Source organism: Noviherbaspirillum denitrificans (assembly GCF_002211445.1).
Lineage (GTDB): Bacteria > Pseudomonadota > Gammaproteobacteria > Burkholderiales > Burkholderiaceae_D > Noviherbaspirillum > Noviherbaspirillum denitrificans.
Genome location: NZ_LSTO01000001.1, coordinates 191436 through 203225, shown reverse-complemented (window position 1 = coordinate 203225; position 11790 = coordinate 191436). Strand labels below are relative to the sequence as shown.

The 11790-nt window shown below is 60.8% G+C and carries 10 protein-coding genes; 8 read left to right on the top strand and 2 right to left on the bottom strand.

Going from position 1 to position 11790, the window contains the following annotated elements; genetic code table 11:
* Positions 1-17: 17 nt before the first annotated feature.
* Both AYR66_RS00980 and corA read left to right on the top strand, forming a co-directional pair.
* Positions 18-422, top strand: coding sequence for a hypothetical protein (locus tag AYR66_RS00980; RefSeq protein ID WP_088705949.1), 405 nt, complete (start codon positions 18-20; stop codon positions 420-422).
* Positions 423-717: 295 nt separating this feature from the next.
* Complete coding sequence (gene corA / locus AYR66_RS00975; RefSeq protein ID WP_088705948.1) at positions 718-1683, top strand: magnesium/cobalt transporter CorA; 966 nt, start codon at positions 718-720, stop codon at positions 1681-1683.
* Between the two features lie 58 nt (positions 1684-1741).
* On the opposite strand, the gene hemL is transcribed toward corA, so the two are convergent.
* Positions 1742-3025: a glutamate-1-semialdehyde 2,1-aminomutase gene (gene hemL / locus AYR66_RS00970; RefSeq protein ID WP_088705947.1), complete on the bottom strand. Its 1284-nt coding sequence runs from the start codon at positions 3023-3025 to the stop codon at positions 1742-1744.
* 16 nt (positions 3026-3041) lie between these two features.
* Entirely contained in the window at positions 3042-3872 is an 831-nt protein-coding gene (thiD, locus tag AYR66_RS00965; RefSeq protein WP_088705946.1) for a bifunctional hydroxymethylpyrimidine kinase/phosphomethylpyrimidine kinase, read from the bottom strand.
* Positions 3873-3959: 87 nt separating this feature from the next.
* On the opposite strand from thiD, the gene AYR66_RS00960 reads away from it, so the two are divergent.
* From AYR66_RS00960 to AYR66_RS00935, 6 genes are all read left to right on the top strand, one after another.
* Positions 3960-4112 (top strand): rubredoxin, encoded by a 153-nt coding sequence (locus tag AYR66_RS00960; RefSeq protein ID WP_040042419.1) that lies wholly within the window; start codon positions 3960-3962, stop codon positions 4110-4112.
* Positions 4113-4291: 179 nt separating this feature from the next.
* Positions 4292-4693, top strand: a complete 402-nt coding sequence (locus tag AYR66_RS00955; protein ID WP_088705945.1) for a response regulator — start codon at positions 4292-4294, stop codon at positions 4691-4693.
* Between the two features lie 24 nt (positions 4694-4717).
* Positions 4718-5083 carry a response regulator transcription factor gene (locus AYR66_RS00950; RefSeq protein WP_088705944.1) on the top strand — a complete coding sequence of 122 codons (366 nt, stop codon included), beginning with the start codon at positions 4718-4720 and terminating at the stop codon, positions 5081-5083.
* Positions 5084-5093: 10 nt separating this feature from the next.
* Complete coding sequence (locus AYR66_RS00945; RefSeq protein WP_088705943.1) at positions 5094-5672, top strand: chemotaxis protein CheW; 579 nt, start codon at positions 5094-5096, stop codon at positions 5670-5672.
* A 56-nt stretch (positions 5673-5728) separates the two neighbouring features.
* On the top strand, positions 5729-8023 hold the full coding sequence (locus AYR66_RS00940; protein WP_088705942.1) for a methyl-accepting chemotaxis protein: 2295 nt from the start codon (positions 5729-5731) through the stop codon (positions 8021-8023).
* 97 nt (positions 8024-8120) lie between these two features.
* A partial coding sequence (locus AYR66_RS00935) for a FimL-related protein (RefSeq protein WP_206047008.1) occupies positions 8121-11790 on the top strand: 3670 nt, incomplete at its 3' end.

Below are 11790 nucleotides of genomic sequence, written 5' to 3'. Positions count from 1 at the left end.
CAACAAGGGGAAATGCCATGCAGTTGAAATACCAGAAGGGACTGAGCCTGCTGTGGACGTCCGTAATCGTGGGACTGGTGGCGCTGGCGGGCATGGTGACGCTGATGTCGGCGCGTTACGAGCGCAATTATTTTGCGGAAGGTTGGAAAAGGCTGACGAAAACCGATGTCGGCCAAGCGGTCCAGCAGGCCGGGCAGGATGTCGCAAAGGCAGACGCGCCACCGATCCGGAAATGCGTCATCGACGGCAAGACCGTTTACTCCAACGTGGAATGCGACAAGGCTAACCCGAGCAGCCGCAAGGTCGAGATCCACGACACCAAGGGATTCGAAGCGCCCAAGGTGCCGGTTGCCGCCGCGCCGGAAGGGGAGGGCGCGCCGAGCATGCGCGACAAGCAGATCGACAAGGCCGTCAACCGTTGATTTTCCGCAGGACGTAAGCTTGCCTGTGACCATCGAACTCAGTACACTTGCGCTGTTTTCGTTATCCGGAGACCCGTCTTGGGTAGTCCCAGTACACACAGTCAACCGTCATCGCACGGTCGATCGGCGAGATAGCGCTGCAGCGGCACACACCCTCCTGCGCCTCTCGCCATACATATTGGTGGGCGGGCGCGACCAGGCCGAATTCATGGCCGCGTTCCCTGAATTGAATCTACCCCTTGCAACAAGCGAGGGGATGGCTGCTCTTACAACCTGAAAGCAGCCGGGAGAGCTCATGATTAATGTTTTCGTCTTGCAGAATGGCCGCCTGAATCAGGTCAACATCGAGACCAGGAACGACCTGGAAAATGTTGCGCCGGTCTGGGTCGACCTGACCGATCCGAACGACGAGGAGCGCGCCTGGGTCAAGAGTATCTACGGCGTGACGCTGCCCGGCGAGGATGAGGTCAAGGACATCGAAGCTTCCGCGCGTTACTACGAGGCGGAAAACGGTGACCTGCACCTGCGTACCGACTTCCTGCTTGAAGAAGACGACGGCCCCTCGCGCGTGGTCACGGTCGCGTTCATCCTGGCCAGGAACATGCTGTTCTCGGTGCACAATGACGATCTTCCGGTATTCCGCCTGGTGCGCATGCGCGCGCGCTCGCGCCCCGGTTCGATCGCCGACTACAAGGACGTGCTGCTCGACCTGTACGCGACCGACGCCGAATATTCCGCGGATGCGCTCGAAGGCATCTACCAGAGCCTGGAAGACGTCAGCCGTCGCGTGCTGCAGAAAGAACTCACCGACCAGGACGCCGCCGACGCGCTGAATGCCATCGCGCACGAGGAAGACTTGAACGGCCGCATCCGCCGCAACATGATGGATACGCGCCGTGCGGTCAGCTTCCTGATGCGGGGACGCCTGCTGAATGCGGAGCAGTTCGAAGAGGCGCGCCAGATTTTGCGCGACATCGAATCACTCGACGGCCACACCGCCTTCCTGTTCGACAAGATCAACTTCTTGATGGATGCCACCGTCGGCTTCATCAACATCAACCAGAACAAGATCATCAAGATCTTCTCGGTGGCCTCCGTCGCCTTCCTGCCGCCGACGCTGATTGCCAGCATCTATGGCATGAACTTCGAGATTCTTCCGGAACTCAAGTGGTCCCTGGGCTATCCGTTCTCGCTTGGCCTGATGGTGATCAGTGCCGTGGCGCCTTTCCTGTACTTCCGCAAGCGCGGCTGGCTCAAGTAAGTCGATAAACAAAAAGGCCGGGTGGATGCCCGGCCTTTTTTTGGTGCAGACGTCTCTGTCAGCGCACGGCGGTGAAAGCCTTGCGTGCCGCGTCAACTGTCGCGTTGATGACAGTATCGTCGTGTGCCGCCGACACGAAGCCTGCTTCGAACGCGGACGGCGCGAGATACACGCCGAGATCGAGCATCGCGTGGAAGAAGACGTTGAATTTCTCCTTGTCGCCCTTCATGATTTCCGCGTAGCTGCCCGGTACGCTATCGGCGAAGTACAGGCCGAACATGCCGCCGACGGAATCCGCACAGAAGGTGACGCCTGCATCCTTCGCCGCGGCGGTAAGGCCTTGGGCAAGCTTGCCGGTCTGCGCGGTCAGCGACTCGTAGAAGCCCGGCTGCTGGATCAGCTTGAGCGTGGCCATGCCGGCAGCGACAGCGACCGGGTTGCCGGACAAGGTTCCAGCCTGGTAGACCGAGCCGAGCGGCGCCAGGAATTTCATCAGGTCCTTGCGTCCGCCGAAGGCAGCGACCGGCATGCCGCCGCCGATCACCTTGCCCATGACGGTCAGGTCCGGCGTGATGCCGTACAGTTTTTGCGCGCCGCCGAGACCGACGCGGAAACCGCACATCACTTCATCGAAAATCAGCACGGCGCCATGCTGCGTGCAGAGGCGGCGCATGGTTTGCAGGAATTCCGGCGTCGCACGGACCAGGTTCATGTTGCCGGCCACCGGCTCGACGATCACGCAGGCGATCTCCTTGCCCAGCTTCGCGAAGGTGTCTTCCAGCTGCTGCGGGTTGTTGTAGTCGAGGACCAGCGTGTGCTTCGCGAAATCCTCCGGCACGCCGGCGGAAGTCGGATTGCCGAAGGTCAGCAGGCCGCTGCCCGCCTTCACCAGCAGGGAGTCTGCATGGCCGTGGTAGCAGCCTTCGAACTTGATGATCTTGTCGCGGCCGGTCGCGCCGCGCGCCAGACGCAGCGCGCTCATGCCCGCTTCGGTGCCGCTCGATACCAGGCGCACCTGTTCGACCGACGGCAGGATGCGGCAGATCTCTTCCGCCATCTCGATTTCGGCCTCGGTCGGGGCGCCGAAGCTCAGGCCGCGCGCGGCTGCATCCTGCACCGCCTTCACGACCGCCGGGTGGGTGTGGCCGACGATTGCCGGGCCCCAGGAGCCGATATAGTCGATATAGCGCTTGTCATCTGCATCCCAGAAATACGGGCCTTCGGCGCGGGTGATGAAACGGGGCGTGCCGCCCACCGAACGGAAGGCGCGGACCGGCGAATTGACGCCGCCGGGCGTGCTGGTCTGCGCACGGGCAAACAAAGTGTCGTTCTTGGAAGTCATACGAAAGAAAAGACGGTTATTGATCGGAGGCCGGGTCAGGTTCCCTGGCCCAGAAGTAGCGGTCCGGGGTCAGTTTCCCCATCCCGAGTCGGTGAGCGTTTGAAAGCGCAGCATGCGTGAATTCCTGCGCTTCGAAGACTGCTTCGGGTACATCCATTCCATTGGCAAGCATTGCCGCGATGGTGGCGGAGAGCGTGGTGCCGGCACCGCTGAACGAGCCGGGCAGGCGCTGCCAGCTGTCCTTGCGCAGCACGCCCGATTCGTCGAACAGGGCATTGGTCACGCCGTGGACATCGCCCGGTGTGCCGGTGACGAAGAGGTATTCGCAACCCAGGTCGATGAGGTGCATGGCATCCATCGGCAGGGTGTCGTCGGTTGACGGCTCGCGCCAGGTTTCTGCCAGCCGCGCCAGTTCGACGGCGGAGGCCAGCAGGAGCGTGGTCTGTGGAACGAGCAGTTCGCGTATGGCAAGCAGCATGTCCTCGCTGTCGGGGCCCTGGTCGGGCAGGGCGGATAGGAAGGGATCGAGGATCAGCGGAATGTCGGCGTAGTCGGACACGATTTCCGCGATGGCCGAGACGTTTTCGATGCTGCCGAGCGCGCCCACCTTCAGCGCTGCAACCGGCATGTCTTCCAGCACCACGCGCGCCTGGTCGGCCACCCAGTCCGCGTCGATCACCTGCATGTCTTCCACGCGCGCCGTATCGGCGATCAGGATCGAGGTAATGACGGACAGCCCGTGGCAACCCATGGCGGCAAAAGAAGCCAGGTCGGCCTGGATGCCGACGGCGCCGATGGGATCTGCCGCCCCGAAAGTCAGGATCAGGGGGGAATTTTGGTTTTGCACGGCGGGTAGATTAAGATAGTCGACTTTGCATTTTACTTGATTGAAGGGCAGTCAACCGTGAGTAATAAAGACGAATTCAAGACTTGGATGTGCCTGATCTGCGGCTGGGTCTACGACGAAGCCGCCGGATTGCCGGAGGAAGGCATCGCGCCGGGAACACGTTGGGAGGACGTGCCGATGAACTGGACCTGTCCGGAATGCGGCGCGCGCAAGGAAGACTTCGAAATGGTAGCTATTTGATTCTAGTAAGGAATTTTTGAATCCGGGTGGCAAGTTTGAACGCGTCAATGTTATAGTTTTTGTAAGTTTCGCAGAAAAACCACGGCACGTTTCCCAAAGACAATAACTTGTTGTAAGGCATCTTGCTTTTTGTTGGAATCGCGCCGTATATTGGGCAGAAGGCTATTGAGATTGACTTCATGACAACATCCCCGGATAACGCCAGCCTCAAGATCATGGTGATCGACGACAGTAGTACCATTCGTCGATCCGCCGAGATTTTCCTGGGGCAAGCCGGCTACCAGGTCGTGCTCGCGGAGGATGGCTTCGACGCCCTCGCCAAGATGAACGACCACCGGCCGGCATTGATTTTCTGCGACATCCTGATGCCGCGCCTCGATGGTTACCAGACATGTGCGCTCATCAAGAAAAGCGCCAAGTTCCATTCCACACCCGTCATCATGCTGTCTTCCAAGGACGGTTTGTTTGACCGCGCAAGAGGCGCCATGGTCGGTTCGGATGCCTACCTCACCAAGCCGTTCACCAAGGACAGCCTGTTGAAAACAGTCCGCGAACACACTGCCTCCCTGCTTACCAAGTAATTTTTCTGAATTGGAAAGTCCAACATGCCCATACAAAAAGTTCTTGTGGTGGACGATTCACCCACTGAGCGATATTTCCTGACGGACATTTTGGTCAAGAACGGTTTTTCCGTGTCGACGGCGGAAAGCGGCGAAGAAGCCCTTGCAAAGGTCAAGGCCGACAAGCCCCAGCTCATCCTGATGGACGTCGTCATGCCGGGCCAGAACGGTTTCCAGATTACCCGGGCGATTGCGCGCGATCCCGCCACGCAAGATGTGCCCATCATCATCTGCACGAGCAAGGGACAGGAAACCGATCGCATCTGGGGTCTACGCCAAGGCGCGCGCGATTACATCGTCAAGCCGGTCGACCCCCAGGAGCTGCTTTCCAAGATCGCAGCACTAGGCTAAACGCCCAGCTATGACACGCCAGTCCATGGATATCCCGGCCGCCACCGCATTGTCCCAGTCCGACAGCGGCATGCGCCGGACGCGCTTGCGCGAATTCCAGACCAAACTGGTTGAGCGCATGCAGGCCGCCACCAGCGGAAGCGTGGCACAGGCGAGCCAGCTCGGTGTGATGATCGGCCAGACACGCTGGTTGCTGAGTCTTCATGAAGCCGGCGAAATCGTGTCCGTGGGCCAGATCAAAAAGGTTCCATTGACCCAGGACTGGTTCCTCGGTTTGACCAACATCCGCGGCAACCTAGTGAGTGTGATCGACCTCGCGCACTTCCGCGGGATGGCGCCGACGCCGGTCGACAAGGAAAGCCGAATTGTCGCTTTCGGGCCATCGCTGTCGTTCAATTGCGGATTGCTGGTATCGCGCGTCATGGGCCTGCGCAACCTTTCCGACATGGAGCTCCAGCCGGATGCCGGCGAGTCGGCCTCTGCTCCGTGGGCGGCACGGCATTATCTCGACCGGGATTCCAATGCATGGACGGAGCTCGACCTATCTTTAATCGTGCAGGATCCGCATTTCCTGCATGTGGGCATATAACCAGCAGTGAACAATTCCTGCCTGCGACGCAATCAGAATAACGAGGAGAGTCAGTAATGGCGTTCAAATTACCGTTCTTGTCCAAGGAAAAAAACGCCGGGCCGGCTGAGGCTGGCGCTTCCGGCGACACGCATGCGCCGGCCGGACTGGCCGTCGTCGGTGGACGCGCTGCGCCAGCCAAGGACAGCACGCCGTCTTTGTCGATGAATTCCACGCTGAATGCGACCTTCATCGGCGACGCACTGGAAAAAACCGGCGACATCCGATTGCCCTTCATCGGCCACCTGCCGCTGCAGCAGCAGATTCGCATTCTCCTTTTCACCCTGCTCGGCGCCATTGTTTTCGGCGTAGCCGGCGTGACGCTCAACAGCACCCACTCGAGCCTGGTATCCACGCAGACGCAGATCGCCGGCGATGCGCTGATGCATTCCCAGCGTATCGGCAAAGCGGCACCGAACGCGATCCAGGGCAACCCGGAGGCATTCAAGCAGCTCGAGGAAAGCCGCAAGGAATTCAACCGCGACTTGACCGTGCTGTCGAGCGGTGGCGAGTACCAGGGGCGCGAGATATCTCCCCCTTCAGCGGAAATGGTCGACATGCTTACGGAAGCACGCAAGGCGTGGGCGGGTTCCGACAAGGCCGCCGACACCATCCTCAAGCTGAAGAAGGAACTGACGGGCTTCGGCACAACCCTGCAGAAGCTGAACACGATTTCGCCGGTGCTGCTCGAACTCACTGAGCAGATTGCGACGCTGAAGGCCCAGGGCGGTGCCACCCCGCGCGAGATTTCCGCAGCCGGTCAGCTGGTCATGCTGACCCAGCGCCTCGGTCGCAGCGCCAACGAATTCCTTACCTCTGAAGGCGTGAACCCGGAGACGGCGTTCCTGCTGGGCAAGGACACCAATACCTTCCGCGACATCACCGAAGGCTTCCTCAGCGGCAGCGATGTATTGCGCCTGTCGGCGACCAAGGATGCGGATACCCGCGAAAAGCTCACTGAGCTGCAAAGCGTCTTCGCTGAATACCAGCAATCGGTGGCGACCATCCTTGGCAACCTGCAAAACTTCATTGCAGCCAAACAGTCCGAACAGCTGATCTTCGCTGACAACGAATCGTTGAAAGCCCGCATTACCACTCTGCAGAAAGCCTACCGCGGTGAGGAAGACTCGCTGCACTGGACGTTCTGGCTAATGTTGTTGAGCGCCGTGGCTGCCCTTGTCGCGGCAGTCGGCATCGCGCTCGTCTTGTTGCAGGACAGCCGGAACCGCACCAAGGAAGCCGACCAGCGGCGCCAGGAAGCGGAAGAGCAGCGCCTGCTCGCATTGCAGAAAGAGGATGAAGCGAAACGCGCGAACGACCAGAACCAGGCCGCGATTCTGCGCCTGATGAATGAGCTGCAGGAAGTCGCGGACGGCGACTTGACTGTCCAGGCCACGGTGTCGGAGGACATTACCGGCGCGATCGCCGACTCGGTGAACTACACCGTGGAAGAACTCCGCGGCCTGGTCAGCCGTGTGACGCGTACCGCCGAGCAGGTGACTGCCGCGTCTAACGAGGCGCAAGATATTTCCAACGAACTTCTTGAAGCATCGCAGAAGCAGTCCCGCGAGATCCAGGAAACCGGCCAGGCCGTTCTCGACATGGCGGCACAGATTACCGATGTGTCGAAGTCCGCGAACGAATCCGTCGAAGTGGCGCGCCAGTCGGTGGCCGCCGCCGAGCAGGGTGCGCGGGCGGTGGAAGACGCGATCAAGGGCATGAACGAAATCCGCGAACAGATCCAGGAAACCTCGAAGCGCATCAAGCGCCTCGGCGAGTCTTCGCAAGAGATCGGCGAAATCACCGAACTGATTTCCGACATTACGGAACAGACCAACGTGCTGGCGCTGAATGCAGCAATCCAGGCTGCCTCCGCAGGCGAAGCCGGCCGCGGCTTCTCGGTGGTGGCGGAAGAAGTGCAGCGCCTTGCTGAACGCTCCGGCGAGGCGACCAAACAGATCGGCGCACTGGTGCGCACGATTCAGACCGATACCCACGATGCAGTGGCCGCAATGGAAAAGTCGACGCAGGGCGTGGTGGAGGGAGCGAAGCTGTCCGACGCCGCCGGTACTGCACTGGCCGAGATCCGCAGCGTGTCGAACCGTCTTGCAGAGCTGATCCAGAGCATTTCCGCAACAACCGAACAACAGGCGACATCGGCAAATGGTGTGGCACAGAGTATCCAGAACATCCTGACGGTAACCGAGCAGACGCAGATCGGTACACAGCAGACGGCGCACTCGATTCGTGAGCTGTCCAGGCTTGCAGAGGAGTTGAAGAATTCCGTGTCGCGTTTCCGCGTTACTGCCTGAAATACGTCATTGCCGATAACGAGCCTGAAGGCCATACAGAAGTAATGCCCGGCGGCGCATTTTTCACGGTGCGCCGCCATTTGACCGCGAGGCAGTCATGACCACCTCCCCTCCCACCCAGGCCCCGGCAAGTCGGGATCGAATCGATACCGGACCGCTCTCCTGGGTGATCGGCGAAATCCGCGAAGCGCTCAATCGCTCGCGGGACGCACTCCGCGATGCAGTTGCACAGGATGTCGATGCCCGGCCTACGTCGCTGCGCCTGGCAAAGACTTACTTGCACCAGGCACACGGCGCCTTGCAAATCGTCGACGTCGACGGCATTGCCATCATTACCGAGACAGTCGAAGACTTGCTGGAACGCGTGGATGCCGGGCAGGTCGAGATAAGTGCGGAGCTTGCGGATGCCATCGGCGGAAGCTACCAGGCGCTGGTCGAATATCTGGACGAACTGTTGTCCGGCATGCCCCACCAGCCGGTAAGGCTTTTTCCCTACTATCGCTCCCTGCTCGAAGCGCGCGGCGCCGAACGGGTTCATCCCGCCGACCTGTTTTTCCCGAACCTCGCCATCCGGCCGCAACTGCCGGTAGCCGAGCCTGATAACCAGGCACGGCCATCGAAGTACATGGCAATGCGCCAGCATTTCGAGAAGGCACTACTGCCTTTCCTGCGCAGTTCCGACCGTAGCGCCGAACTGGCGAATGCCGCCGCCATGCGGGACATCATTGGCGAGATCGAACGTGTTCAAAGCAGTCAGCAGGCGCGCGCATTCTGGTGGGTAATGCACGGCCTTGCGGATGAGGTCGCTGCCGGGCATATCCAGAACGAGATCTACGTCAAGCAACTGTTCGCACGCATCAACCTGCAGATCCGGCGCTTGTCGCAGGGCTCGCCAAGTATTGCCGAGCGCCTGCTGCGCGACGCCTTGTTCTTTATTGCGCGAGCCGTCGAACCTTCGTCGCGCGCCAGGCAGATCCGCGAGGTGTACCAGCTTGACGGTCTCGTGCCGACCGACTACGACACGCGGCGCTACGGGCAGATCGACACGGATGCGCTGGCAATGGCGAAGGAGCGGCTTGCGCAGGCCAAGAGCATCTGGAACCGTGTCGCCGGCGGCGACGCGAACTTCGCCGACTCGTTCGAGCATGAGATGCACATGCTTGCCGACGCCGGTGCGCGGCTCAATTCGGCACCGCTGTCGAAACTCCTGCGCGAACTCAAGGGCATTGCTCGTCACGCAGCCCATGCCAAGGCCGGCGATACGCTCAGCCTGGAAGTGGCGACCAGCTTGCTGTTCGTCGAGAATGCGCTGAACAGTATCTCCCGCCTTCCAGAGAACTTCACGGAGCGTGCTGATGCAATGACGGCGCGACTTCTTGCGGTCGTATCGGGCGAAGACCCGCGGCACACGGCGCCATGGCTGGACGACATGTCGCGCGAGGCGCAGCAGCGCCAGACCATGACAGCCCTCGCCGGTGAAATGCAGTCCAGCCTGCGCCAGGTCGAAAAAATGCTGGACGAATACTTCCGTGATCCGTCACAGCGCACGGCGCTCGGCCAGCTCGACGGTGTCCTGCACCAGATCGAAGGCGCGCTTGCCGTGCTCGACCAGGACGACGCCATGCGGACCGTCCAGCATACCCGCGCTGCCGTGAGGCGTTTCATCGATGCAGAAGTCGACGCCGCTCCGATGCAAGGCGACTTCCAGCAGGTTGCGCAAAATGTCGGCGCGCTCAGTTTCTTTATCGAGTCGCTGCAGCTGCCTGCAGGCGTGGCGGCCAAGCGCTTTACTTTCGACGAGGATACCGGGACATTCCACGCCCACCTCATCGAGAAGGATGCACAGGGCGAAGGGGCGCTGGATGTTCCGGTCGACCTGGGCGGCGAGCAGGCTGGTGGCCTTAGCGCAGAAACAGAATCCACAATTTCGCCGGTGCCGACTGTCGAGGACGAGCTCGCGTTCCATCAGCAACAGTCGGCCGAACTGGCCATGTCCTTGAGTGTCGAGCCGGACAATCCGGTTCTCCAGGAACAGTTGAAGGAATCGCTCGAGAAGATCCGTCTTGATGCAACCCTCATCGACAATCCAGAACTCAATGACCGCGCGCGGGCGACCATCGATCTCCTCGGGCGTGCCGACTTGTCCGAGTCGCGCGAGGCACTTGCCCAGATCATCACGGCAACCGTGCCCGAAGTCCAGGTGGCCGACCCCTTGCCTCCCGTCGTTGCCCCGGAAACCGATGAAGCCATCGATGCGGAGCTCCTCGAGATTTTTCTTTCGGAAGCGGAAGAAGTGCTTGGAGCGGTGCGGGAAACCTTGCCCCTGTCGCGCATGCAGCCGCACAACCAGGAGCATCTCACAACGCTGCGCCGCTGCTTCCACACCCTGAAGGGCAGCAGCCGCATGGTCGGCCTGAATGCGTACGGTGAAGCAGCATGGGGTATCGAACAGGTGCTCAACCTGCGCTTGTCCGAATCGCGCAGCGGCGATGCGGAACTCTATGCATTGCTGGAAAAGGCGGCCGATGTCCTGGGCGACTGGGTGCAGGATCTCAAGAATACCGGAACCTCGTCCCGTACACCCGACGCGCTTGTCCGCGCTGCAGAACGCATCAAGGCAGGCGGTCAGTTTTCCTATGAAGAGGAAGTTGCGCCGTCTCCCGGGCCGCAGGCGCCTGAGATCGGGCAAGGCATTGCGGAGCTCGACTTGCCGGTACAGATGGAGCAGCTGACCGGTGATGCGGAAGAGGTTCCGCTGGTGGCGGATGACGGAAACGACGGCCTGGATGAAGTCATGGCAGCCCTTCCACAGGTGGAGGAGCTGAGCCCGGGCGACGCGGACCTGGCGATGTTCAATACGGTGGCGGAGGATCCCCCCGCGCAGGTCGTCGTGCTGGAGCCGGCAACTGAGGCTCCACAGGAAGAAAGGGCGGTCGAGCCGGTCATCAAGATCGCGGATGTAATCGAATTCCCGACCATGCAGCCTGTCGAGCCGCGACGCGATGACAACGTGAAGCGTATCGGCGACATCGAGATCAGCGTCCCGCTGCACAACATTTATCTGGCCGAAACCGACGAACTGGTTCGCCTCCTGTCACAGGATTTCTCGGAATGGCGCCACGAGCCGGAACGCGAAGTCGATATCCACGCGGTGCACGCTGCCCATTCGCTCGCCGGCAGTTCGGCGACGGTCGGCTTCAAGGCGCTGCAGGAAGTAGCGCATGCGCTCGAAATGTTCCTCCAGTCGCTGAGCAGGGCGCCTATCCGCCTTGAAGCGCATGAATTCGATGTTCTTGAGCAGAGCGTCGAACGTATCAAGTTGATGCTGCAGAAGTTCGCACTGGGCGAAATGCCGGTGTTCCAGCCGGAATTCGTGCGCATCCTTGATGCCTTGCGGCAGGGGGTAGAGTTGCGGGCGCAGGAGCACGAGCACTCCGTCGAGATGCCGGAAATGGTCGCCTTCGAGGACGCCGGGGATGAAGGTGGCGGGTATGAAAGCGCGGCATCGGCAATCGATTCCAGCGACGAAGCCGAAGCGATCGAAGACGCCTTGCCCGATACTCCCGCCGTCGAAAGCGTCGCGGACACGACGATCGACGCGACGCTGGTGCTGAAGGATGAACTGGACGCCGACCTGATGCCCGTTTTCCTGGAAGAAGGCCGGGACATCCTGCCGCAAATGGCAGGTGTGCTTCGCGGCTGGCAGGATGATCCCGCCAGCGCTTCCGCACCGCAATCCTTGCTGCGCTCGCTGCATACCCTCAAGG